The organism is Aliidiomarina soli (genome assembly GCF_003986975.1).
Taxonomy (GTDB): domain Bacteria; phylum Pseudomonadota; class Gammaproteobacteria; order Enterobacterales; family Alteromonadaceae; genus Aliidiomarina; species Aliidiomarina soli.
In genome coordinates this window covers 478,262-505,022 of sequence record NZ_PIPO01000002.1, presented here as the reverse complement: position 1 = coordinate 505,022, position 26,761 = coordinate 478,262, and the positions used below count along the sequence as shown (strand labels likewise).

At 51.3% G+C, this 26,761-nt stretch carries 17 protein-coding genes; 5 read left to right on the top strand and 12 right to left on the bottom strand.

The window, feature by feature from the left end; all coding sequences use genetic code 11:
* The first annotated feature begins 29 nt into the window (after nucleotides 1–29).
* Together CWE14_RS05995 and CWE14_RS05990 are read left to right on the top strand one after the other, a co-directional pair.
* On the top strand, nucleotides 30–2,060 hold the full coding sequence (locus CWE14_RS05995) for a bifunctional metallophosphatase/5'-nucleotidase (protein ID WP_126798547.1): 2,031 nt from the start codon (nucleotides 30–32) through the stop codon (nucleotides 2,058–2,060).
* Nucleotides 2,061–2,105: 45 nt separating this feature from the next.
* Entirely contained in the window at nucleotides 2,106–3,014 is a 909-nt protein-coding gene (locus tag CWE14_RS05990) for a sensor domain-containing diguanylate cyclase (RefSeq protein ID WP_126798546.1), read from the top strand.
* A gap of 74 nt (nucleotides 3,015–3,088) precedes the next feature.
* Here the strand turns inward: CWE14_RS05990 and ssb are convergent, their stop codons facing one another.
* Both ssb and CWE14_RS05980 read right to left on the bottom strand, forming a co-directional pair.
* Entirely contained in the window at nucleotides 3,089–3,754 is a 666-nt protein-coding gene (gene ssb, locus CWE14_RS05985; RefSeq protein ID WP_126798545.1) for a single-stranded DNA-binding protein, read from the bottom strand.
* 33 nt (nucleotides 3,755–3,787) lie between these two features.
* Nucleotides 3,788–5,155, bottom strand: coding sequence for an MFS transporter (locus tag CWE14_RS05980; protein WP_126798544.1), 1,368 nt, complete (start codon nucleotides 5,153–5,155; stop codon nucleotides 3,788–3,790).
* 179 nt (nucleotides 5,156–5,334) lie between these two features.
* On the opposite strand from CWE14_RS05980, the gene uvrA reads away from it, so the two are divergent.
* Genes uvrA through CWE14_RS05965 form a run of 3 tightly spaced genes read left to right on the top strand, consistent with a single transcriptional unit; the run spans nucleotide 5,335 to nucleotide 9,552 of the window.
* Nucleotides 5,335–8,151: an excinuclease ABC subunit UvrA gene (gene uvrA / locus CWE14_RS05975; protein WP_126798655.1), complete on the top strand. Its 2,817-nt coding sequence runs from the start codon at nucleotides 5,335–5,337 to the stop codon at nucleotides 8,149–8,151.
* A gap of 29 nt (nucleotides 8,152–8,180) precedes the next feature.
* Nucleotides 8,181–8,591: an acyl-CoA thioesterase gene (locus tag CWE14_RS05970; RefSeq protein ID WP_126798543.1), complete on the top strand. Its 411-nt coding sequence runs from the start codon at nucleotides 8,181–8,183 to the stop codon at nucleotides 8,589–8,591.
* A gap of 22 nt (nucleotides 8,592–8,613) precedes the next feature.
* Nucleotides 8,614–9,552 carry a glutaminase gene (locus CWE14_RS05965; protein ID WP_126798542.1) on the top strand — a complete coding sequence of 313 codons (939 nt, stop codon included), beginning with the start codon at nucleotides 8,614–8,616 and terminating at the stop codon, nucleotides 9,550–9,552.
* Here the strand turns inward: CWE14_RS05965 and CWE14_RS05960 are convergent.
* The 10 genes from CWE14_RS05960 to rplJ all read right to left on the bottom strand — a co-directional run bounded on the left by CWE14_RS05960 (nucleotide 9,546) and on the right by rplJ (nucleotide 26,476).
* Nucleotides 9,546–10,382, bottom strand: a complete 837-nt coding sequence (locus CWE14_RS05960; protein WP_126798541.1) for a hypothetical protein — start codon at nucleotides 10,380–10,382, stop codon at nucleotides 9,546–9,548. The two genes, CWE14_RS05965 and CWE14_RS05960, sit on opposite strands and share 7 nt — an antisense overlap.
* A 129-nt stretch (nucleotides 10,383–10,511) precedes the next feature.
* A complete protein-coding gene (locus CWE14_RS05955; protein WP_126798540.1) occupies nucleotides 10,512–12,101 on the bottom strand; it encodes an AbgT family transporter in 1,590 nt (529 codons plus the stop codon).
* 228 nt (nucleotides 12,102–12,329) lie between these two features.
* The gene (gene tuf, locus CWE14_RS05950) at nucleotides 12,330–13,514 is read right to left on the bottom strand and encodes an elongation factor Tu (protein WP_126788614.1); all 1,185 of its coding nucleotides are present in this window, start codon (nucleotides 13,512–13,514) and stop codon (nucleotides 12,330–12,332) included.
* 58 nt (nucleotides 13,515–13,572) lie between these two features.
* A complete protein-coding gene (fusA, locus tag CWE14_RS05945) occupies nucleotides 13,573–15,696 on the bottom strand; it encodes an elongation factor G (protein WP_126798539.1) in 2,124 nt (707 codons plus the stop codon).
* A 33-nt stretch (nucleotides 15,697–15,729) separates the two neighbouring features.
* Nucleotides 15,730–16,200, bottom strand: coding sequence for a 30S ribosomal protein S7 (gene rpsG / locus CWE14_RS05940; RefSeq protein ID WP_126788616.1), 471 nt, complete (start codon nucleotides 16,198–16,200; stop codon nucleotides 15,730–15,732).
* A gap of 78 nt (nucleotides 16,201–16,278) precedes the next feature.
* Nucleotides 16,279–16,653, bottom strand: a complete 375-nt coding sequence (rpsL, locus tag CWE14_RS05935; protein WP_126788617.1) for a 30S ribosomal protein S12 — start codon at nucleotides 16,651–16,653, stop codon at nucleotides 16,279–16,281.
* 365 nt (nucleotides 16,654–17,018) lie between these two features.
* Nucleotides 17,019–21,236 (bottom strand): DNA-directed RNA polymerase subunit beta', encoded by a 4,218-nt coding sequence (gene rpoC / locus CWE14_RS05930; protein ID WP_126798538.1) that lies wholly within the window; start codon nucleotides 21,234–21,236, stop codon nucleotides 17,019–17,021.
* 81 nt (nucleotides 21,237–21,317) lie between these two features.
* Nucleotides 21,318–25,346: a DNA-directed RNA polymerase subunit beta gene (rpoB, locus tag CWE14_RS05925; RefSeq protein ID WP_126788619.1), complete on the bottom strand. Its 4,029-nt coding sequence runs from the start codon at nucleotides 25,344–25,346 to the stop codon at nucleotides 21,318–21,320.
* A gap of 185 nt (nucleotides 25,347–25,531) precedes the next feature.
* Complete coding sequence (gene rplL / locus CWE14_RS05920) at nucleotides 25,532–25,906, bottom strand: 50S ribosomal protein L7/L12 (RefSeq protein WP_126788620.1); 375 nt, start codon at nucleotides 25,904–25,906, stop codon at nucleotides 25,532–25,534.
* A gap of 51 nt (nucleotides 25,907–25,957) precedes the next feature.
* Entirely contained in the window at nucleotides 25,958–26,476 is a 519-nt protein-coding gene (rplJ, locus tag CWE14_RS05915; protein ID WP_126788621.1) for a 50S ribosomal protein L10, read from the bottom strand.
* Nucleotides 26,477–26,761: the final 285 nt, after the last annotated feature.

Below are 26,761 nucleotides of genomic sequence, written 5' to 3'. Positions count from 1 at the left end.
TCACCACCGTCAGGCGAAGAGATTTGATCATGCGACACTCCGTAACCCGCTGTATCCGTATTGCCTCCGTAATGTGGGCGTCTATGTTGCTGATCAGTTGCAGCAGCCAGACTATCCAGTCGTCGGAGTACGAATTCAGCCTGCAAATTGCTCATATTAATGACACCCATTCGGCGTTTGAGCCAACGCCTGGGCAGTTCAGCACGCCACACCGCGACGTTTTCAACCAATGGGGTGGGCACCCTCGCCTGGCCTCGCGCTTACAGCAATACCGCCTCAATGCGACAGAAGCCGGGCAGCCGTTGCTGGTGCTTCACGGCGGCGATGCATGGCAGGGCAGTGCCTATTTCAAGCTAAATGAGGGGCAAATGAATGCGGATATTCTCAGCCGCATGCAAATCGACGCGATGGCTCTGGGTAATCATGAGTTCGATTTAAACAACGCTCGCCTGAACGATTTCATCAGCCGTGTTAATTTCCCCGTGCTTGCGGCCAATATCGACGCCTCTGACGACGCCGACCTGGGCCGGCAAACGAACCTGCAGCCTTTTACCCTTTTTGCCTTTAAACGTGAACAGAAGCGATCAGTGACCCCCGCTGAAATGACCGCTAGCCTGAGCGACGAAGTGAGTCGCCAGCAAGCGGCCGGCTTTACGGTTGTCGCGGTATTTGGACTGGTCCTCGATGACATGCCCACTATTGCACCGAATACCGGCGATGTAGACTTCTTCGACCTGACCACCAGTGCTCAGCGCACTGTCGACCAGTTGCAGGCCGCCGGGGTCGATAAAATTATCGCACTGACTCATATTGGCAACGCCCTCGACGTGAAATTGGCCAGCCAGGTAAACGGAATTGATGCAATTGTGGGCGGCCATTCACATTCGCTGCTGGGTGACTTTAGCAACCTGGGCCTGGCCACCAGCCAACGGCCATATGCTGAACGGGTCAACAACCCCAATGGCACCACCACAACCTGTATCGTCCAGGCCGGTGAATATGCTCAGGCCGCCGGATTGCTTCACCTATCGTTTGATGCCCAAGGGGAGCTTACCCGGTGTGAGGGTGGTAATACCCTGCTTAGCAACGCGGACTGGTACCAGGATCAGCAGCGAACCCTTGCCCTTGAGCCCAGCCAGAACCAGACCGTCCACGACTTTATTAGTGGGCAACCCAACATCGCTGTCATTGACGAAGACCCGGCATTACGCGAGCACATCGACCGCACCTATCAGCCGGCGCTGAAAGAAGCCTATGGCGAAGTAATCGTCCACTTAACCAGTGCTATTTCTCATCTTCGTCGGCCCGGTGATAATGACTCGGACCACCACGGCTCGCGCCTGGCACCCTTAATTGCTCATGCTCAATACGCCTTTGCTGCCCAGCCAGAGGTCATCGCTGAAACGGGCCTGCAACCGGACTTTGCGCTGGTCGGTGCAGGCGGTATCCGCAGCGGTCTCGACGCCGGTGAATTGCATGAAGGTATTATTTCACTCGAAGTTCTGCCGTTTGCCAGCCAACTTGCGATAGTGCCACTGCAGGGTAAGGTGATACGTCAGGTCATAACAGAAACCGTCGAAGCGACCTTGCCGGAGGGAGCGCATGCAGGGCGTTATCCATACGGTGGCATGCTCCGCTACCAGTTTGTTGAAACCCAAGCCGGTGAGCACGGCGAACTGCGCCAGCTGGAAGTCAATACCGGCACACTGCAACAGCCTGACTGGCAGTCACTTAACGACAATACACGCTATAACGTGGTAGTGAACAGCTATTTAGCCAACGGCAACGACGGATGGACCGCGTTCTATCAGGCACAACGTGAGCGCAGTGAGCGTGTTGATCTGGCGTATCATAACGGCCACCTGCAGGCCTTTCCCGTGGATAAAATTATTGCCAGCGACGGCGGATACCGCCCTCGTTACCAGGGCTTAGCGCTTGCCTGTGATGACCCAGTGGTGAGATGTAATACCGATGCAGTCGCGGTGATTGAATTTATGCGCCGCTTTCCCGAACAAATTCAGTCAGCGACTGAGCCCACAGTGACACTACTAAGACCATGAGTGCAGCATTATTACTCCACAGGAATTACCCCACCGGAGGTGGAAATGAATTCGCGTAAGGGAAGCAGTGACTTTCGCTTTACAGAGCACTCAGCAGAGGCTCTGCTCGAAATACTCGACAACGCTCAACTCGGACTCTGGGAACTAAACCTTAGAACCGGTGACAGCCAGGTCACTCCACGCTGGGCAGATATCCTCGGATATCTGCCTGAAGAGCTGGAACCCGTTACGTTTGAACGCTTTTTGTCGTTGCTGCACGATGACGATAAAGCGTCGCTTCAGGCTCATCTTGATAGTGTTCAGCATAGGCAACAAACCGGCTATCAAATGGTCTTTCGCATGCGCCATAAGAACAATCATTGGCGCTGGATAAAGTCACAAGGCACCGTCTCAGCCTGGGACAACAATACGCCGCTGATGATGGCTGGTTTTCATCTTGACGTAACAGACGAGGTTACTCAATCCATAACCGACAGCCTGACGGGCTGGTATACGCGCCGTCATTTTATGCAAATTGGCAGTAAATCAGTCCAACGGGCGCACCGTCAGGATAGTCGCCTGGCACTCATTATCTTAGACATTGACTATTTTAAGCAGATCAATGACAAGTATGGTCACGCTACCGGCGACAAGGTTCTCATCGCAGTAACACAGCAATTGGGTGAGCGCTTACGAACAACCGATGTAGCAGCCCGGATCGGCGGTGAAGAGTTTGCCATTTTACTCGAAGGCGCTAGTCTGTTCGATGCCCGCAACATCGCCGAGACCTTACGCGAGCAGATACGTCAAAACCAGTTTAGCGACCCCAAAGGCAGCGACTTTAGCATCACCAGTAGTTTTGGGGTCAGCATGCTCAACCCTGACGACGGAACTATCGATGATTTATTGTCGCGCGCTGACCAGGCTCTTTACAGAGCGAAGGCCAACGGCCGCGACCGGGTGGAGCTGGCCTAAGTTGCTGAAAGCAAGAAGCCCCAGCTAGTGGGGCTTCTTAACGCTATAGTTAACAAAATTAAAAAACGTGTTCCTCAGAACGGGATGTCGTCATCAAAGTCAGGATCTGGTGCCAGCGGTTGTGGCTGCGGCGCCTGGTTACCCTGACTGCCTTGCTGGCCGCCGAAGCCGCCTTGCGAACCCTGATTACTTTGGCCGCCGGTTGGTTTACCACCTTGCTGGCCTCCTTGCTGACCTCCACCAAAACCACCCTGGTTGCCCTGGCCACTTTGCTGGCCGCCACCATAACCGCCCTGATTAGCCTGACCGCCTTGCTGACCACCGCCAAAACCGCCCTGGTTAGCCTGGCCGCCCTGTGGTGGAGCGAATCCACCCTGGCCACCCTGACCGCCTTGTCCACCACGGCCATCTAACATTTGCATATCGTTGCAGACGATCTCGGTGGTGTAATTGTCTTTGCCATCCTGCCCCTGCCATTTGCGCGTTTGCAAACGACCTTCGATGTATACCTTTGAACCTTTGCGCAGGTATTCACCGGCAATCTCGGCCAGACGGCGATAGCAGACCACGCGATGCCATTCGGTTTGTTCGCGTTGCTCGCCGCTTTGTTTGTCTTTCCAGGTTTCACTGGTGGCTACACTTAAATTGGCGATCGCGGTGCTATTCTGGGTATAGCGAACTTCCGGATCGGCTCCCAGATTACCGATAAGAATAACTTTATTAATACCACGACTGGCCATGCCACTCTCCTTTACTTAAATACGTGTAATCGTTTAGTGCAGCTGCAATAAGCGGCGCGCGGCCTGGTCATCAAACTGATCGCGCTGCACTTTTAAATAGGTTGTTTGTTCATCTGCCAGCACTACTGCTTCCAGCACACCGGGCAATTCTGCCAATTGTTCTGCCAGCTTTACTGCCATCTGCCGCTCGGCAGGTGCGGCTGCATAGCTGACGTTGGCAACACCCGTGTGCAACTTCATTCCGGCACTGACTAACAGCCAGATGATTAACAGCAGGATACAGAATAAAACCACCCCGGTCATGCCGAATTTACCAAACAGCATGCCACCGGCAACACCCCCGATGAAGGCGCCGAGGAACTGACAGCTGGTGTAGACCCCACTGGCGCTGCCTTTGCTTCCGGCCGGCGCAAATTGCGCTAACAAGGCTGGCAAGTTAGCTTCAAGATAGTTGAAACCAATAAAGAAAATCCACACGGCGAGGAAAAGTATTGTTAAAGACTGAGCAAAAGCCGCAATTGCGCACATTGCCACCACCAGCATCGCGATAGCGACGCGAAAAGCCGCTAACTGACGTTTACGCCGCATAGCGATAATCATCATCGGTACCATGACCAGAAATGACAACAACAAGGTCGGCAAATAAAGCCAGCCATGCTGCTCTGCGGCCAGGCCGGCATCGACCAGCGTCAACGGCAGCGACACAAACCAGGCGGTTAACACCAGATGAAGAATAAAAATGCCAACATTGAGCTGCAACAGCTGGGGATGCTTGATAAGTCGCATTAATTCAGTTGGAACCGCCACTAAATCACGCTTCGGGGTACGATTCACCGGCTGTGGCGTTATGGTCAGCACCAGTACCACTGCCAACAGCGCCGATAGCGCGGTGAACCAGAACAAACCACTCATCCCGACGATGCCGCCAAGCCAGGGCCCTAACACCAATGCCAGCGCAAACGCGAGGCCGATACACAGCCCGATAGTCGCCATGACTTTAGGCCGTTGCTCATCTCGTGAGCAGTCTGAGGCTAAGGCCAGAATAGCACTGGCAATAGCGCCTGCGCCTTGCAGGGCGCGCCCGACGATCACCCAGACCAGGCTATCCGCCATGGCGGCGACAACACTACCGGCCGCAAAGACCAGTAAGCCGCCGACAATCACCGGCCGCCGTCCAATCCGGTCAGACACCCAGCCCATCGGAATCTGCAACATTGCCTGGGTCAGGCCGTAGGCGCCTATGGCCACCCCTATCAACATCGGCGAATAGTCTGCATAGTCCTGCCCATACACAGCGATAACCGGCATGATCAAAAACAGGCCCAGCATGCGTAACCCGAAGACGGAGGCCAGCGATACTGCCGCTTTCTTTTCGACTGAGTTTAATCCGTGTTTATTCAAACCCGAAAACACCTGAATATGGTTGATGGGAGTAGCTAAAATAAGGCAGCACAGTGTATCAGAATACTCAGCGGGCGACCACGCTGGCTGTGCTTGCGGTTGAAATGTGCGATAATACTCGTTTGATCCAGCTAGCCAGCGGGCGTCATCATACACCCAGTCACGAGAAGTCGGAGATTATGGATAAAATTGAAATTCGTGGGGCTCGTACTCACAACCTGAAAAATATTAATCTTGAAATTCCGCGTGACAAGCTGGTGGTAATCACTGGCCTGTCGGGTTCTGGTAAGTCCTCACTTGCCTTTGATACCTTGTATGCCGAAGGGCAGCGCCGCTATGTTGAATCATTGTCGGCCTATGCACGGCAATTCCTGAGCCTGATGGAAAAGCCTGACGTCGATTCCATTGAAGGTCTGTCGCCGGCTATCTCCATAGAACAGAAATCAACATCGCATAATCCGCGCTCCACCGTCGGTACCATTACCGAAATTTACGACTACCTGCGTCTGATGTTCGCGCGTGTCGGTGAGCCTCGCTGCCCGACCCATCACAAAACACTGGCTGCACAAACCGTAAGCCAGATGGTCGACCAGGTTCTCGAGTTACCTGAAGGTAGTAAAGTCATGCTGTTAGCGCCAGTGGTCCAGGGACGTAAAGGTGAACACCAGAAAACCCTGGAGAACCTGGCAGCACAAGGCTACCTGCGGGCTCGTGTGGACGGCAATGTTTGCGACCTCAGCGATCCGCCGTCTCTCGAGTTGCAGAAAAAACATGATATCGAAGTCGTAGTTGACCGTATTAAAGTACGTCCGGGTCTCGAACTACGGCTGGCCGAGTCCTTTGAAACGGCACTCGACCTCAGTGGGGGGACGGCCTTTATCGCCCCAATGGAAGGCAAAGGTGAGACGCTGATATTCTCCGCCAATTTTGCCTGTCCGGAATGTGGCTACAGTATGCAAGAGCTCGAACCGCGGCTCTTTTCGTTTAATAACCCGGCGGGTGCCTGCCCGACCTGTGACGGCCTTGGCGTTGAACAGTATTTTGATCCGGATAAAGTGGTTGGCAACGCCGAACTCAGTCTGACCGGTGGTGCCATTCGGGGCTGGGATAAACGCAATTTCTATTATTACCAAATGCTGCGTTCACTGGCCGAACACTACAAGTTTGACCTCAACGCCCCGTTTCAGGATCTCACGGACGAAGTCCGCACTAAGGTCCTGTTCGGCAGCGGCAGCGAAGAGATCAAGTTCAAATATGTCAATGACCGCGGCGATACCGTGGTTCGCAAGCATGCCTTTGAAGGTATTATCCCCAACATGCAACGCCGCTACCGGGAAACAGATTCCAGCGCCGTGCGTGAAGAGCTGTCGAAGTACCTCGCCGCGCAGCATTGTAAGTCCTGCCATGGCACCCGGTTACGCGAAGAAGCACGCAATGTCTTCGTAGAAAAGACCACATTGCCGGAAATAGTTGAAAAGTCCATCGGTGATGCTTTGGAGTTCTTTACCAACCTTGAGCTGCACGGGCAGCGGGCCAGCATTGCAGAGAAGATCTTAAAAGAAATCAATGACCGCTTGCGCTTTTTGGTCAACGTTGGCCTCAACTACCTGAGCCTGTCCCGCAGTGCAGAAACATTGTCCGGCGGCGAAGCGCAGCGTATCCGCTTAGCCAGTCAGATTGGTGCCGGCCTGGTCGGTGTGATGTACGTACTCGATGAGCCTTCCATTGGTCTTCACCAGCGTGACAATGAGCGCTTACTAACTACCTTGCGTCATTTGCGTGACCTGGGTAACACCGTATTGGTCGTTGAACATGACGAAGACGCCATTCGCAGTGCCGACTACGTGATCGATATCGGCCCGGGTGCAGGGGTCCACGGTGGTGAGGTCGTTGCCGCTGGTCAGGTGGATGACATCATTAATAGCGAAGCCTCCTTAACCGGTGACTACCTGTCGGGGCGTAAAGCCATTGCGGTGCCGACGAAACGTCATAAGCCTGGTAAAGACTTCCTTGAAGTTCGCGGAGCCCGGGGCAACAACCTCAAAGGTGTGGATCTTAAGATACCACTGGGCATCATGACCTGTGTCACCGGCGTATCCGGTTCAGGAAAATCAACCTTGATCAACGACACGCTCTATCCACTGGCTCACCATGAGTTGAATGGTGCTACCACGGGTATGGCCGCCCCCCACGACAGCGTGCACGGTCTTGAACACCTCGATAAAGTAGTCGACATTGACCAAAGCCCGATTGGCCGCACACCACGCTCTAACCCTGCCACCTACACCGGGATATTTACTCCGGTACGCGAGTTTTTCGCCGCGGTGCCAGAATCCCGTTCGCGTGGTTACAAACCGGGCCGGTTTAGTTTCAACGTCAAAGGGGGGCGCTGTGAAGCCTGCCAGGGTGACGGCATGATCAAGGTCGAAATGCACTTCCTACCGGACGTTTATGTGCCTTGTGATATCTGCAAAGGCAAACGCTATAACCGGGAAACACTGGAAGTTCAGTACAAAGGCAAGAACATCCACGAAGTGCTTGAAATGACCATTGAAGAAGCTCGTGAATTCTTCGATGCAGTGCCCGCTATCGCGCGTAAACTGCAAACACTGATGGATGTCGGCCTGTCCTATGTGCGCCTCGGGCAGTCAGCCACCACACTGTCCGGCGGTGAGGCCCAGCGGGTCAAACTGTCGCGGGAATTATCCAAGCGTGACACCGGTAAAACCCTGTATATTCTCGACGAGCCAACCACCGGTCTGCACTTTCACGATATTCAGCAACTACTTGCGGTCCTCCACCGATTGCGTGACCATGGTAATACCATTGTTATTATTGAGCATAATCTGGATGTCATAAAAACGGCCGACTGGATTGTCGACCTTGGGCCTGAAGGTGGTTCAGGCGGGGGTGAGATCCTGGCTCAGGGAACCCCGGAAGACGTAGCCCAAAGCAAAGTGTCGCACACGGCTCACTTTCTCAAACCTATGTTGTAACAGCATCTAAACGCAAGGAACTACACCCGATGTACACAGAAGATCTTAAAGTCCGCTTCTATGAAACTGACGCGCTCGGCCATGTCAATAATACGGTCATTCCGGCCTGGTTTGAAACCGGCCGCCTGCCCGTCTTTGAACTGTTCACTGAGCAGGGTAATCTGTATGAAGTCAGTCTGATTGTTGCCAATCTGAATGTGGATTTTTTGCGCCCGGTCTACTTCGGCGAGATGGTCACGTTAAAGACCTACATTGCCCGCATCGGTAAAAGCTCGTTCGATATTGGCAGTGAGGTGTGGCAGAGCGGTCAGCTTTGCGCGAAAGGCACCACCATACTGGTTAACTACGACCATAAAAACGGACATTCGGTGCCAATTAGCGAGGCGATAAAAGCTAAATTGTTGCAACAGACGCACCCTGATCACCCTTTAGCCAGCTAATACGCTAGTCACGGAGCTTTGCATGGAAGGAAAATTTAAGCGCCCAACCAATCAGGAACTGCTGCTGCAGGAGATCCTACAGGAGGCGCTCGACTTGCCGCTCAGCGGCGAATCCGCTAATTACATTCCAGCCCTTGCCTCCATCAACCCCAATCAATGTGGTATAGCATTAGCCAACCTCGATGGAGAAGTGCACGTTGCCGGTGACGCTGACGTGCCTTTTTCGATTCAGAGCGTATCGAAAATATTTGGCCTGGTCATGGCCATGCTGCGCATGGGCGATGACTTATGGCGACGGGTGCGAATGGAGCCGTCGGGCCATGCATTTAATTCGATAGTGCAGCTAGAATGGGAACATGGTATTCCGCGTAATCCCTTTATCAACGCAGGAGCCATTGTTGTAGCCGATACCCTGGTGAGCCATTACTCAGCCAGCAAAAGTGCACTGATGTCGTTTGTGCGCGGCTTGGCGGACAATCAGGACATCCATGTGAATCAGGATATTTTTCAATCTGAAAAAATGCATGGCAGTCGCAACGCAGCGCTCGCCTACCTGATGAAAAGCTTTGCTAACATCGACGCCGACGTCAACGACGCGCTCGACCATTACTTCTACCAGTGTTCAATTGATATGAGCTGTCGGGATGTTGCCAGAAGTCTTGGCTTTCTCGCCAATCGAGGGGTGCAGCCACACAGCGGTGACCAGATTTGCTCGCGCCGCGACGCCCATCGGTTAAACGCAATTCTGCAAACCAGTGGGATGTATGATCAGTCCGGCGAGTTTGCCTTTGAAGTCGGTCTGCCGGCCAAAAGTGGGGTCGGCGGTGGTATTGTGGCTGTGGTCCCAAATTACGGGGTTATCTGCGCCTGGAGCCCAAGGCTGAACCAGTATGGTAACTCCTGTCTGGGCATGTACATGATTACGCGCTTAGCCAAAAAACTTGGCTTATCAGTTTACTGAGGGCTTGCGGCCTGAACATTGGCCGGACTGGGGTCATACACAAGATGGTTCTCCAGCCCAAAGGACGCAAACAACTCCGCTAATGAACCATCCTCCCACATTTCATCCAGTTGCCCGCGCAGCCAGTCAACATTGACCACAGCATCGTCAGCTACCAGGACATGAGTAGCGTAGGTCTGGTCGACAGTTTTACCAGCCTTAAGGGTCTTAGCTACGTCCGGGTCGTGCAGCTCTAGCATCGCGAGCAGTTCTGTATTCAATAAAATACTGTGCAAACGCCCGCGGCTTAACATATTAATCAGGGTGACATGGCTGTCTGCCAGATACAGGTTATGCTCTTGTTCAAGCACTGCAACATCGCTCTGGTAATCAACAAAGTCATAATGGTAGCCAACGATGCCCCCTACCCGCGCAGCGCCATCGGCGTCATTGCTAACCTCACTGGTGTCTTCCTCAGCGCGCAGGACATGGATATCAGCCCCCTCAGTTAGCTTAGGCCCCTTTTCAACATGAGTACCAATATAGCTGCTCCAGCCCCATTGCTCTGCTTCAAAGAAAATCAACTGACAACAGCCTTCTGGCTCTAACGCCTGATAGCGATGTGGCGGACGGACTTCAATAATTTCAAAATAAAAAGTCTGCTGGCGTTGGTTGACCGCGTCAAGCAGCGCCCCAAGTACATGGCGCTCCAGACGCGACGAATAATAAGGAGGGAACTCATAAGCAGCTACTGCCACATGGGTTGGCTCATCGCTGGCGTTAACCCGACTACTGAGCCCGGAGCTTAAGGCTACCACCAGTAAACATATACACCAGGTACTCAATTTCATACACGCCATTCCATGCCTTTACTACGACTGCTGACCAGTGGTCTATGTTTACCACGTTGGCTGCCAGTGTCAAATGCAAAGCAAGGCGTAAAAAAAGACCTGCTCGAAAGCAGGCCCTTTTTACTACCCTCAGCCTACCTGATAATAGGTGGCTGCGCCGGGGCCCACTGGCAACCCAAACAGGAACACCCAGGTATAGAACAGTATTATCCAGCCGACCAGGAAGACCATACTATATGGCAGCATAATGGAAATTAAGGTACCGATACCGAGGTTCTTCTGGTATCTGGCAGCCACGGCCAGAATCAGACCAAAATAGCTCATCATCGGGGTGATGATATTGGTCACTGAATCCCCGATCCGGTATGCCGCCTGAATCAGTTCAGGGGCATAGCCAATTAGCATCAGCATAGGTACGAAGATTGGCGCGGTCACGGCCCATTGCGCCGACGCCGAACCCAGCATCAGATTGACAAAGGCACACATCAAAATAAACAACACAAATACGCCAGGGCCGGTTAAGTTAATCGTCTGCAGGAAGTTTGCGCCGTTCACCGCCAATATGGTGCCAAAGTTTGTCCAGCCAAAGAAGGCGACGAACTGCGCAGCGAAAAATACCAGCACAATATACAGGCCCATGGTACTCATGCTTGCAGCCATGGCGTTAATCACATCACGGTCTGTACGCATCACTTTAGTGACAAAGCCGTAGACGAAGCCGGGAATGGCGAAGGTAATAAAGATAAAGACCACAATTCCGCGCAGGAACGGCGAACCTGACACACTGCCGGTTTCAGGATCACGAAGGATGCCTGATTCAGGAACAACGGTCAGTGCCAATAAACCGATCAACGCCGCAAAAGTAACGCCGGCCCAGACCAAACCTGACTTTTCAGTGCGGGTCAGGTTTTCCATCTTAACGTTTTCATCAATATCGGCGTCGGGGTCCATGTCCTTCGGATTGTATTTACCCAGCTTAGGCTCAACAATTTTCTCGGTCACCAACCAACCCAGCACTGCAATTAAGAAGGTACTGATGAACATAAAGAACCAGTTCATTTCTGGCCCAACTTCATAGGTCGGGTCAATCAGCTGGGCTGCCGAGGTAGTAAAACCAGCCAGTAAGGGGTCGACAGTACCAATGAATAAGTTCGCACTATAGCCCGCCGACACCCCGGCAAAGGCCGCTGCAAGACCCGCTAACGGGTGGCGCCCGAGAGAATGAAAAATCATCGCTGCGAGCGGCACCAGCACCACATAACCGAGCTCTGACGCGGTGTTTGACACGACACCGGCAAACACAATAGTGACTGTTACCATCCGCGGCGACGCATTCATAACCATGCCCCGCATCAGTGCAGAGAGCAGCCCGGAGCGTTCCGCAATACCCACACCCAGCAACGCAACCAGGACCACACCGAGCGGCGGAAACTGGGTAAAGTTAGTCACCAGATTGGAAACGATGTAACGCAGTCCTTCGGCACTGAGCAGGTTATTGACCGCAATTTCCTGACCTAAGGTAGCTGGCCGCGGATCCGCTACGCTTAGACCAAAAAAGGACGCAATGCCGCTGGCGACAACGACAAAGACACAAAATAATGCAAACAAAGTGACCGGGTGTGGCAGTAGGTTGCCTAACCATTCGACGGTATCAAGAAAACGGGTAAAGGCACCGCGCTTCTGGGTCGGATCGGCGGCGTTGGAGTTGCCTTCAGACATCTAAATATCCTCTCTTGGCGGCCAGTGGCGGCGCCTTGATGTTTTTTACCAGCGCAGCATTGTAAAACAAATGGCGGGTTATAGAAACCGAGCTTTCGCAAAGACCACAAGGCTTTGTGCAGGCTGTTGTATCAGCAAACAAAAAGGGCTCCCAATGGGAGCCCTTTTTTATGCGTTAACTAAAGGAATGCGTTGCAGACCTCCAGTAAATGCTGTTCCAGCCTCAGATTAATCTAAGATCTTAGATACAACACCAGCGCCTACAGTACGGCCACCTTCACGGATGGCGAAACGCAGACCGTCGTCCATCGCGATTGGTGCAATCAGGTCCACTACGAACTTGATGTTGTCACCAGGCATAACCATCTCTACGCCTTCTGGCAGCTCTACAGCACCAGTGACGTCAGTCGTACGGAAGTAGAACTGTGGACGATAGCCTTTGAAGAATGGAGTGTGACGTCCGCCTTCTTCTTTGCTCAGTACGTATACTTCAGCTTCGAATTTGGTATGCGGAGTGATTGAACCTGGCTTAGCCAATACTTGACCACGCTGGATATCTTCACGCTTAGTACCACGCAACAATGCACCGATGTTCTCGCCTGCACGACCTTCGTCAAGCAGTTTACGGAACATCTCAACACCCGTTACGGTTGTCTTCGTGGTGTCTTTGATACCCACGATTTCAACTTCGTCACCAGTATTCACGATACCGCGCTCTACACGACCTGTTACAACAGTACCACGGCCTGAGATAGAGAATACGTCTTCGATAGGCATCAGGAACGGCTTGTCGATGTCACGCTCTGGCTCTGGAATGTAAGAATCCAGCGCTTCAGCCAGCTCAACAATTTTCTTCTCCCATGCTTCGTCACCTTCCAGTGCTTTCAGAGCTGAGCCCTGAATAACTGGCAGGTCGTCGCCTGGGAAGTCGTACTCTGACAGAAGTTCACGAACTTCCATTTCTACCAGCTCAAGCAGCTCTTCATCGTCAACCATGTCACATTTGTTCATGAATACAACGATGAAAGGTACACCTACCTGACGAGACAGCAGGATGTGCTCACGAGTCTGTGGCATTGGGCCATCAGTCGCAGCTACCACCAGAATAGCGCCGTCCATCTGAGCAGCACCGGTGATCATGTTTTTCACGTAGTCAGCGTGACCTGGGCAGTCAACGTGCGCATAGTGACGGATCGGAGTGTCATACTCAACGTGTGACGTTGAGATAGTGATACCACGCTCACGCTCTTCTGGAGCGTTGTCGATTGATGCGAAGTCTTTTGCCGCACCGCCGTAAACTTTTGCAAGTACGGTAGTGATTGCAGCAGTCAAAGTAGTTTTACCGTGGTCAACGTGACCGATGGTGCCGACGTTTACGTGCGGCTTACTACGTTCAAATTTTTCTTTAGCCATTGCTATTTCCTTTCTATAAGTTTAAAGCCCGGCCCTTGGGACCGGGACCAGACCTCAACTAATCTTTAGCGTTACGCGCTTCGATTACAGCGTCAGCAACATTGTTTGGTGCTTCTGCGTACTTCAGGAACTCCATAGAGTAAGAAGCACGGCCTTGCGTTTGTGAACGCAGGTCAGTCGCATAACCAAACATCTCTGCCAATGGTACTTGTGCATTAACTGCTTTCAAGCCACCTGGCGAATCTTCCATACCTTCGATCATACCGCGACGACGGTTCAAGTCACCTACTACGTCACCCATGAATTCTTCAGGGGTGGTAACTTCAACTTTCATCATCGGCTCAAGGATCGCAGGTTTAGCTTGCAGGGCACCTTTTTTGAAGCCCAGGCTACCAGCGATTTTGAAGGCCATTTCGTTGGAGTCGACATCATGGTAAGAACCATCATACAGAGTCGCTTTAACGCCCAATACTGGGAAGCCAGCCAAAACACCGTTTTGCATCTGCTCTTCGATACCTTTTGATACCGCAGGGATGTACTCTTTTGGTACCACACCACCAACGATTTCGTTAACGAACTCGTAAGTAGGCGCATCTTCGTCTTTTTCATCGATTGCCAGAGGCTCAAGACGTAACCAGACATGACCGTATTGACCACGACCACCTGACTGACGTACAAACTTGCCTTCAACTTCGACTTTCTGACGAATTGCTTCGCGGTAGGCAACCTGAGGCTTACCAACGTTACATTCAACGCTGAATTCACGCTTCATGCGGTCAACGATGATGTCCAGGTGAAGCTCACCCATACCAGAGATAATGGTCTGGCCAGATTCTTCATCCGTTTTAACACGGAATGACGGATCTTCTGCAGCCAGTTTACCCAGTGCAACACCCATCTTCTCTTGGTCAGCCTTGGTTTTAGGCTCAACCGCAACAGAGATGACCGGATCAGGGAATTCCATACGCTCCAGGGTGATCTTGTTGTTGATATCACACAAGGTGTCACCAGTGGTCACGTCTTTCAGACCGATAGCTGCCGCGATGTCACCAGCGCGAACTTCTTTCAGTTCCTGACGGTCGTTGGCGTGCATCTGCACGATACGGCCAAAACGCTCTTTCTTGTGCTTAACCGGGTTATAAACAGAGTCACCTGTGTTTACAACACCTGAGTAAACGCGGAAGAAGGTCAGCGTACCTACGAACGGGTCGGTTGCGATTTTGAACGCCAACGCCGCGAACGGTTCGTTGTCGTCAGCTTTACGCACGCCTTCAGACTCGTCATCGTTAATACCGTTGATAGGCTTAACTTCAGTTGGCGACGGCAGATATTCGATAACCGCATCCAACATCGCCTGAACACCCTTGTTCTTAAACGCAGAACCACACAGAGTCAGAACGATATCGTTGGCCAGAGTGCGCGAACGCAGACCCGCTTTGATTTCTTCCTCAGTCAGTTCGCCTTCTTCAAGGTACTTGTTCATCAGGTCGTCGTTCGCTTCAGCTGCTGCTTCAACCAGTTCGTTGTGCAGAGTTTCCGCTTCGTCCATCAGGTCTTCTGGAACTTCTCCATAGGTAAAGGTCATACCCATGTCTTCTTCGTTCCAGTTGATAGTCTTCATTTTGACCAGATCGATAACGCCTTTGAAGTCTTCTTCAGCGCCGATAGGCATCTGAATTGGAACAGCATTCGCTTGCAGACGCGTTTTCATTTGGTTCACAACAGACAGGAAGTCCGCGCCAGCGCGGTCCATTTTGTTGACGAAAACCATGCGCGGTACTTCGTATTTGTTCGCCTGACGCCATACAGTCTCGGTTTGAGGCTGAACACCAGATGAAGCACAAAGTACAACCACTGCACCATCAAGTACCCGCAAAGAACGTTCTACTTCGATGGTGAAGTCAACGTGACCCGGGGTGTCGATGATGTTGATACGGTGCTCAGGAAACTGCTTATCCATACCAGCCCAGAAGCTAGTTACGGCAGCAGAGGTGATAGTAATACCACGCTCCTGTTCCTGCGCCATCCAGTCAGTCGTTGCTGCGCCGTCATGTACTTCACCCAGTTTGTGCGACAAACCGGTGTAGAAAAGTACACGCTCAGTAGTGGTGGTTTTACCAGCGTCTACGTGAGCACAGATACCGATATTACGATAGCGCTCGATAGATGTTTTTCTTGCCACGTTAAAATCCTCTTAATTGAGTGTGAGCGTGAATTACCAGCGATAGTGAGCGAACGCTTTGTTCGCATCTGCCATACGGTGAACGTCTTCACGCTTCTTAACCGCAGAACCTTTGTTCTGTGAGGCATCTAACATTTCGCCAGCCAGGCGTTGAGCCATGGACTTCTCACCACGTGCGCGAGCTGCGTCAACCATCCAGCGCATTGCCAGAGTGTTACGACGTACAGGACGAACTTCAACTGGTACCTGGTAAGTCGAACCACCTACGCGGCGTGACTTAACCTCAACACTTGGACGGATGTTGTCTAAAGCTTCTTCAAACACTTCCAACTGATCTTTACCAGCTTTATCAGCGATGATGTCTAATGCACCATAGATGATTCTTTCAGCGACTGATTTCTTGCCATCAACCATGACAATGTTAATAAATTTCGCCAACAACTCTGATCCGAACTTAGGATCCGGCAGGATTTTACGTTGGCCGACTACGCGTCTTCTTGGCATATTAATTCTCCGGTGTCTTCAGGGATTACCCAAAACATACAAATTTAAAAGTTTGGCCTTACTAGAAACGGAGAACCGTTAAGATTTAGGCCGCTTCGCGCCGTATTTAGAACGGCCTTGTCTACGATCATTTACGCCAGCACAGTCTAATGCGCCGCGTACAGTGTGGTAACGAACACCTGGCAAGTCTTTAACACGACCACCACGGATCAGAACAACACTGTGTTCTTGCAAGTTGTGACCTTCACCACCGATGTATGAAGTAACTTCAAAACCGTTGGTCAGGCGTACACGACAAACTTTACGTAATGCAGAGTTTGGCTTCTTAGGAGTGGTGGTATATACGCGAGTACATACGCCACGTTTTTGTGGGCAAGCTTCTAACGCAGGCACGCTGCTTTTCACAACTGGTGCTTTGCGCGGCTTACGCACTAATTGGTTTACTGTTGCCATGGTTTCTCCAAGTAATCAGTACTTTTTTAAACGACACAAAGCGCCCGGGTGAACAAACACCCAAGCGCAGCTTTGGTTTTAATGGTCTCAGTCGCTACAACGAACCATATATTCCAAGTGATTCCCCATATAAGGGAGGCCGAATTTTATAGGTCACAGATTAACCTGTCAACCAGATCCCGCGATCTATCTGGTCTTTACGCCTTTGCCAGGCCTGTTTGATATGCATGTGAGGCGTGCCTGCACTCAATTTATCGGTGCCACGTAGCGCTCCCGCGGGGCGGTGGTTTATTCCACCACCACGTCCCACCCGAACGCAGGCAACAAAAAAGGCCCCGAAGGGCCTTTTTTTAACGTGATAACGATTACTCGTTGTCGTTGCTTTCGTTCAGTGCGTCGGAAAGTGCTTGTTCTGCTTCTTCCGCGCTGACCGTGGTTTGCTGGGTTGCTTCCATCGCCGCGGCACGTTTGCGCGCACGGTCCTGGTGATAAGCATAGCCAGTACCCGCCGGGATTAGGCGGCCCACGATAACGTTCTCTTTCAGACCCTGCAGGCTGTCTTCTTTACCCTGCACGGCTGCTTCAGTAAGAACGCGCGTAGTTTCCTGGAACGAGGCCGCAGAAATAAACGACTCAGTCGACAGTGACGCTTTGGTGATACCCAGTAACTGACGCTCGTATAGCGCAGGCATTTTGCCTTCCGCTTCCAGCGCACGGTTTCTTTCGATCACGGCAGCCACTTCTACCTGCTCACCTTCTAAGAACTCAGAGTCACCTGAACGCAGAATCATCGCCTTACGCAGCATCTGGCGAACAATCGCTTCGATGTGCTTATCGTTAATTTTTACACCCTGCAGGCGGTAAACTTCCTGAACTTCGTTGGTAATGTAGTTGGCAACTGCAGACACACCACGTAAACGCAGAATATCGTGCGGCGCTTCAGGACCATCGGCAATAACTTCACCGCGGCTAACCTGGTCACCTTCGAAGACATTCAGCTGACGCCATTTCGGAATCATCTCTTCGTAGTGATCACCACCTTCCGCCGGCGTAATAATCAGACGACGTTTACCTTTGGTTTCCTTACCGAACGACACCGTACCAGTCACTTCAGCAAGAATCGCAGGCTCTTTCGGCTTACGCGCTTCGAACAGGTCAGCAACGCGTGGCAGACCACCGGTGATATCCCGTGTTTTCGAACCTTCCTGCGGAATACGAGCCAGGGTGTCACCGATACCAACTTCTGAACCATCGGCTAAGCTGACAATGGCACCGCCTGGCAGGAAGTACTGCGCTGGCATATCGGTACCCGCGATATTCACGTCGTCGCCATTCTGGTCAACCAACTTAACCGCTGGGCGCATGTCTTTACCAGCACTGGTACGTTGACCAGTTTCCAGTACAACATAGCTGCTCAAGCCAGTTAATTCGTCGGTTTGAGTGGTCATGGTGACGCCATCAATCATGTCCACAAACTTAATCATACCTTTTACTTCGGTAATGATTGGGTGAGTGTGCGGGTCCCAGTTTGCTACTGTCTCGCCACCTTCAACCGCCGCGCCGTCACCCTTCTTCAGGATGGCACCGTAAGGTACTTTATAGCGCTCGCGCTCACGACCATATTCGTCAATCAGCGTTAACTCGGTTGAACGTGATGTGATAACCAGGTGGGTATCGCTGTTTTCAACGGTTTTCGCATTGTGCAGTTTCAACTTACCAGGGTTTTTAACCTGGATGTTGTTCTCTGCTGACGCCCGCGAAGCCGCACCACCGATGTGGAAGGTACGCATGGTAAGCTGAGTACCTGGCTCACCGATAGACTGTGCAGCAATAACACCAACTGCTTCACCTTCGTTAACCATGTGGCCACGTGCCAGGTCACGGCCGTAACAGTGTGAACACACACCGCGTAACGAGTCACAGGTAATGATTGAGCGAACTTTAATTTCGTCCACTGAATTGGCTTCCAGCACGTCACACCATTTTTCATCAAGCAGGGTGTTACGTGGGATTAGCACATCTTCAGAGCCAGGCACTAAGACGTCTTCACAGACGACACGGCCCAGTACACGTTCACGCAATGGTTCTACTACGTCACCACCTTCAATCAATGGTTTAACGTACAGGCCACCAAGGGTGCCACAATCGGATTCGGTAATAACCAGATCCTGTGCCACGTCAACCAGACGACGAGTCAGATACCCTGAGTTCGCTGTCTTCAATGCGGTATCAGCCAAACCTTTACGCGCACCGTGAGTTGAGATGAAGTACTGCAGTACGTTCAGACCTTCACGGAAGTTAGCAACGATTGGGGTTTCGATGATTGAACCATCTGGCTTAGCCATCAGACCACGCATACCAGCCAACTGACGGATCTGTGCGGGGCTACCACGAGCGCCCGAGTCAGCCATCATAAAGACCGCGTTGAAGGACATTTGCTCTTCTTGCTCGCCTTTGGCATTGGTCACTGTCTCTTTTGACAGGTTTTCCATCATCGCTTTAGAAACTTTTTCGTTGGCCGTTGACCAGATATCGATAACCTTGTTGTACTTCTCACCTGAGGTTACCAGACCCTGCTCAAACTGCGCTTGAATTTCAGCAACTTCAGCTTCCGCGCCTTCAATCAGTTCTTTCTTCGCATCCGGAATTTCCATATCGTTGATACCGACTGAGGTACCTGAAACCATTGCATAATGGAAACCGGTGTACATCAGTTGGTCAGCAAAGATAACGGTGTCTTTCAGACCACAGTCACGGTAGCAGCTGTTCAGCAACGCTGAAATCTGCTTTTTGCCCATGTTCTGGTTGATGCTCTGATAACTAATGCCCTTAGGCAGAATCAATGACAACAGGGCACGACCCACGGTGGTATCGACCACGTGCGTGTACTCGGTGACATTACCGTCATCGTCACGCTCGACATCGTCGATGCGTACTTTAACGCGGGCATGAATGCTTGCTGCGCCAGTCCGGTAAGCTTTCTCCGCTTCAGCCGGGTTCTTAAACATCATCCCCTCGCCCTTCGCGTTGATCGCTTCACGAGTCATGTAGTAAACACCTAATACAACGTCCTGTGACGGAACGATGATTGGGTCACCACTGGCAGGCGACAGGATGTTGTTGGTCGACATCATCAGCGCACGTGCTTCCATTTGCGCTTCTAAGGTCAACGGCAAGTGAACCGCCATTTGGTCACCGTCGAAGTCAGCGTTATACGCCGCACAAACCAACGGGTGCAATTGAATTGCTTTACCTTCGATAAGGACAGGTTCAAACGCCTGGATACCCAAACGGTGAAGTGTAGGTGCACGGTTCAAGAGGACCGGGTGTTCGCGGATAACTTCGTCCAGAACGTCCCAAACTTCAGGGATCTCGCGCTCAACCATTTTCTTCGCAGCTTTAATGGTGGTGGCTAAACCACGACCTTCCAGCTTGCCATAGATAAACGGCTTAAACAGTTCGAGTGCCATTTTCTTCGGCAGACCACACTGGTGCAAACGCAACTTAGGACCAACGGTGATAACCGAACGGCCTGAGTAGTCAACACGTTTACCCAACAGGTTCTGACGGAAACGACCTTGCTTACCTTTGATCATGTCAGCCAGCGACTTCAATGGACGCTTGTTAGAACCAGTAATCGCACGACCGCGACGACCATTGTCTAACAGTGCATCGACCGCTTCCTGCAACATACGCTTTTCGTTACGTACGATAATATCAGGTGCAGCCAAATCAAGCAGACGCTTCAAACGGTTGTTACGGTTGATCACGCGGCGATACAAATCGTTCAGATCTGAGGTCGCAAAACGGCCACCGTCCAGCGGTACCAACGGACGTAAGTCTGGTGGTAAAACTGGTAATACTTGCAGAATCATCCACTCTGGCTTGTTGCCAGACTGTTCGAATGATTCAAGCAGCTTCAAGCGCTTAGAAATTTTCTTACGCTTGGTTTCTGAATTGGTTTCAGGCAGCTCTTCGCGCAGCATTTTGATCTGCTCTGGCATGTTAACCTGACGCAGCATATGCAGAACGGCTTCAGCACCCATCTTCGCTTCGAACTCGTCACCGTGCTCTTCAAGCGCATCCAGGTAATCTTCTTCACCTAGCAGCGAGCCGACTTCCATCGACGTCATACCGGCGTCGATTACGACATAGCTTTCAAAGTACAGCACCCGCTCGATATCACGCAGGGTCATATCCAGCATCAGGCCGATACGAGACGGCAATGACTTAAGGAACCAGATATGTGCAACCGGGCTTGCCAGTTCAATGTGGCCCATGCGCTCACGACGCACTTTGGTCAGAGTTACTTCAACGCCACACTTCTCGCAGATAACACCACGGTGTTTGAGACGCTTGTATTTACCACACAAGCACTCATAGTCTTTGACCGGGCCGAAAATACGCGCACAGAACAAGCCGTCACGTTCTGGCTTGAAGGTACGGTAGTTAATGGTTTCCGGCTTTTTGACTTCGCCATACGACCAACTTCTAACCTGGTCAGGCGACGCCAGACCAATGCGGATACCATTAAACTCTTCCGCTTGGTTAGCTGGTTTTAGAAACTTTAGTAAATCTTTCACGCTTCTTCTCCTGTCGGAGTTAAACCTTCGGGGAGCCGGTTAAGGCTCCCGCCTAAGATGCCATGGCTTGCGCCGTGACGGCTAATCGTCTTCCAACTCGATGTTGATCCCAAGCGAGCGGATTTCCTTCAACAGTACGTTGAACGATTCCGGCATGCCTGGATCCATCTGATGGTTGCCGTCAACAATGTTCTTGTACATCTTCGTACGGCCGTTCACGTCATCCGACTTAACCGTTAGCATTTCTTGCAAGGTGTACGCCGCGCCGTATGCTTCCAGTGCCCATACTTCCATCTCACCGAAGCGCTGACCACCAAACTGTGCCTTACCACCCAGCGGCTGCTGAGTAACCAGGCTGTACGAACCAGTCGAACGGGCGTGCATCTTATCGTCAACCAAGTGGTTCAGTTTCAGCATGTACATGTAACCAACGGTTACCGGACGCTCAAACTCATTACCAGTACGACCGTCACACAAGGTGATCTGGCCTGACTCTGGTAAGTCCGCTAATTTCAGCAGCGACTTAATTTCAGACTCAATTGCACCATCGAACACTGGTGTCGCAGTTGGCAGACCAGCTTTCAGGTTGTCGGCCAGACGTAACACTTCGTCATCACTGAATTCAGCAATATTAACTTGCTGGCGACATTCACCAAGGTCATACACTTTTTGCAGGAACTCACGCAGTTCTGCTAACGCACGCTGTTCTTTCAGCATGGTCTCGATCTTACGACCAATACCACGCGCAGCTGCGCCTAAGTGAGTTTCCAGGATCTGACCCACGTTCATCCGCGACGGTACACCCAACGGGTTGAGCACGATATCAACAGGCTCACCGTTTTCGTCGTACGGCATGTCTTCTACCGGTACGATAGTCGAGATAACACCTTTGTTACCGTGACGACCGGCCATTTTGTCACCCGGTTGGATGCGACGTTTAACAGCCAGGTAGACCTTAACGATCTTCAGTACGCCAGGCTGCAGGTCATCGCCCTGAGTGATCTTACGGCGTTTTTCGTCATAGCGTTTGTCGTAATCTGTGCGCAGCTCTTCATGCTGTTGCGCCAGGTACTCAAGTTGCTGTTGCGCGTCTTCGTTTCTGAGGTTTTGGATCAACCACTTGCTGCGCTCTAGCGCGGCCAGCTTAGATTCATCAAAGCCATTCGCCAGAAGCAGGTTACGAACACGTGCATAGACACCTTCTTCAAGGATCTTAAACTCGTCGGTTAAATCTTTCTTAACCTGAGCCAGCTGCATCTCTTCGATATCCAGTGCACGTTTGTCTTTTTCAACACCGTCACGGGTAAACACCTGCACGTCAATTACCGTACCAGTCACGCCGTTTGGTACGCGCAATGAACTGTCTTTTACGTCAGATGCTTTTTCACCAAAGATAGCACGTAGCAGTTTCTCTTCCGGCGTCAGCTGGGTTTCACCTTTTGGTGTGACCTTACCGACCAGGATATCGCCGCCATTTACTTCAGCACCGATATACACAACACCAGACTCATCCAGCTTGGACAGCGCCGATTCACCGACATTAGGAATGTCAGAGGTAATTTCTTCCGGACCTAACTTGGTGTCACGCGCTACACAGTTCAGTTCCTGAATGTGAATCGTGGTTAAACGGTCTTCAATCGCGACACGCTCTGAAATCAGAATCGAGTCCTCGAAGTTGTAACCGTTCCATGGCATAAATGCCACGCGCATGTTTTGGCCCAGCGCCAGGTCACCCATGTCAGTTGACGGACCATCTGCTAATACATCGCCACGTTGAACTGGTTCACCCGGGTTAACCGTTGGTTTCTGGTTAATACAGGTGTTCTGGTTCGAACGGGTGTACTTGGTCAGGTTGTAGATATCGATACCGGCTTCGCCAGGTACCATTTCTTCTTCATTAACCTTAACCACAATCCGGCTCGCGTCTACGTAGTCGATCACACCACCACGTTTTGCAATCACGGTAACACCAGAGTCGACCGCAACGGTACGCTCAACACCAGTACCAACCAGCGGCTTGTCAGCACGCAAAGTAGGCACGGCCTGACGTTGCATGTTTGAACCCATCAAAGCACGGTTTGCATCATCGTGTTCAAGGAACGGAATCAGAGCCGCTGCAATTGATACGATCTGCTGTGGTGACACGTCCATATACTGGACCTGTTCTTTACTGGTCAGAGTAAATTCACCCTGGTGACGACATGGTACTAAATCTTCTTCAATCGCACCGTCATCGGTCAACGCAATGTTTGCCTGACCAATGATGTACTTGCCTTCTTCGATCGCTGACAGGTAGTCAACTTCGTCCGTTACCACACCGTTTTCAACACGGCGGTACGGCGTTTCAAGGAAGCCATATTCGTTAGAACGCGAGAACGACGATAAGGAGTTAATCAAACCGATGTTCGGGCCTTCCGGCGTTTCGATTGGGCATAAGCGACCGTAGTGAGTCGGATGCACGTCACGAACTTCAAAGCCTGCACGTTCACGGGTCAAACCGCCCGGACCAAGCGCAGAAATACGACGCTTATGGGTCACTTCTGACAACGGGTTGTTCTGATCCATAAACTGAGACAGCTGACTTGAACCGAAGAACTCTTTCACCGCCGCCGAAATAGGCTTAGCGTTGATCAGATCTTGCGGCATTACGCTGTCCAGGTCGCCCAGGCTCAAACGCTCTTTAACAGCACGTTCAACACGGACCAGACCGACGCGGAACTGGTTTTCAGCCATTTCGCCGACAGAACGGATACGACGGTTACCCAGGTGGTCGATGTCATCGACAACGTCCAGACCGTTACGGATCTCGATCAGCTTCTGCATAACCGCAACGATGTCTTCTTTGCTCAGGTTACCAGAACCGGTTTCACCATCACGGCCAAGGCGACGGTTAAACTTCATCCGGCCTACCGTTGACAGGTCATAACGGTCTTCAGAGAAGAACAGGTTTTCAAACAATGCTTCAGCCGCATCTTTGGTTGGCGGCTCGCCTGGACGCATCATACGATAAATTTCAACCAGCGCTTCTAAGCGGTTGGTCGAGTTATCGATGCGCAGGGTTTCACTCATGTACGGACCATGATCGAGGTCGTTCATGAACAAGGTGTCGAATTTTTTGAAGCCGGCTTCACGAAGTTCAGCCAGTAACTCTAACGTAATCACGTCATTCGCAGAGGCAACCAGTTCACCAGTTTTGGTGTTCACATAGTCTTTCGCCAGCACTTTGCCTACCAGGTAATCAACCGGAACTTCCATCTCTTCGATGTTCAGTTTTTCCAGTTGCTTAATATGGCGTGCGGTAATCCGACGGCCTGTCTCAACCAGCACATCACCTTTGTCGTCTTTGATATCAAACAGCGCAGTTTCACCACGCAGACGTTCTGGGATCAGGGTCAGTAAGATCTTGTCACGTTTAACTTCAAAGTGTGTGGTTTCAAAGAATAGAGCAAGAATTTCTTCATTGCTGTACTCAAGCGCACGCAAAATGATAGACGCAGGCAGTTTACGGCGACGGTCGATACGTACAAATACGTTGTCTTTCGGGTCAAACTCGAAATCCAGCCAGGATCCGCGGTAAGGAATCACGCGAGCGTTATATAGCACTTTGCCTGACGAATGGGTTTTACCCTTGTCATGGTCAAAGAATACGCCTGGCGAACGATGCAGCTGAGAAACGATAACACGTTCGGTACCATTGATTACAAAAGTACCATTCTCGGTCATGAGCGGAATTTCGCCCATGTAGACTTCCTGCTCTTTAATGTCTTTTACTGTGCCTGCTGGTGCGTCTTTGTCATATAGCACCATGTGCAGCTTGACCCGCAGTGGTGCTGAATAAGTCACCCCGCGAATTTGACATTCATTTACATCAAATACGGGATCGCCTAAGCGATAGCTCACGTATTTTAGTTCTGCGTTACCCGAATAGCTGGTAATTGGAAAGACCGAACGAAATGCGGCTTCCAAGCCATATTGGCCTTCTGGGTCGGCATCAATAAACTTTTTAAATGAATCAAGCTGAATAGATAGTAAGTAAGGTACTTCAAGCACGTGTGGGCGCTTACCAAAGTCCTTACGAATTCGTTTTTTCTCAGAGTAGGAGTACGCCATGGGGTTCCTCAGCTAGCTGATTTCTGACCCTAACTGCCAAACTGCGTGGCAGCTACTACTACAATTTCTATACTAAATGCATCCCAAACTGTAGTGGAAATGGATGCATCCTCTTTAGCGCAAAAGGGCTGGTGACTAAAAAGTCACCAGCCCAAGCCCTAAAAAGGCCTTAATGCAAACAGAACTTACTTAAGTTCAACTTCTGCACCAGCTTCTTCAAGCGTTTTCTTCAGCTCTTCTGCTTCGTCTTTTGCAACGCCTTCTTTAACTGCTACTGGAGCAGACTCAACCAATGCTTTAGCTTCTTTCAAGCCAAGACCGGTTGCGCTACGCACAGCTTTGATAGCAGAAACTTTGTTGCTACCAGCAGCTTTCAGGATTACGTCAAATTCAGTCTGCTCTTCTGCAGCAGCTTCGCCGCCAGCAGCAGGTGCAGCTACTGCAACAGCAGCAGATGCGTCAACACCGAATTTTTCTTCAGCAGCTTCGATCAGTTCAACCAGTTCCATAACTGGCATATCAGCGATCGCGTTTAAAATGTCTTCTTTGGTCAGAGCCATGTCTCTAAACTCCTGGGATTATGAATGTTAATTCGATTAAAAAAATATCGCTTATTTAGCGTCTTTGATTGCACCCAATACGCGGACAAATTTAGTTGGTACTTCGTTAATAGTACGAACAAATTTAGTAACCGGCGCTTTGAAGGTGGCAAGCAATTTAGCCAATGCTTCGTCGCGAGTCGGAAGTGACGCTACAGCGTCCAGTTTTTCTGGACCCATCAGACCGTTACCGATCGATAGCGCAGTCACATTCAGGTTTTTGTTCTCTTTATGAAAATCTTTGAACAGACGAGCAGCGCCGCCTGGTGCTTCCAAAGAAAAACCGTAGAGAAGTGGACCCTTCAATGCCTCGTCCATGTCCGCAAAGTTTGTACCTTCAAAAGCGCGTTTCGCCAGGGTGTTTCGTACAACCTGAAGGTGTACGCCCTGCTCACGAGCTAAGGTACGAAGTTTGGTCATGTCCGCAACTTCGATTCCACGATACTCAGCAACAGCGACGGATAGTGCCTGCGAAGCGACTTCGTTAACTTCTTTAACGATCGCCTTTTTTGCATCTAAACCTAGTGCCACTAGTATCACCTCTTAATGTAAGAACCTTGGTGTTTCCACCTCAGTTCTTTCGTTACAAGTTGGTAGTTCTGCCGAAGCGTCGCTACCCCTTTGTCACGGTGAATCTCTCCCAGAGAGTCTGAGTCGGATGTCACCATCTGCGCAGGCCCCTTTCCGAAGAAAAAAGATTAAGCCCTCACCTCCCGGTGTGGACACCTGCGGTCTTGGATGAGAGCCGCATCATAATGAGAGGCAACTCCAACCCTAAAACCTTTGGTTCCCGCTAACCTAAGTTAGCGACAACAG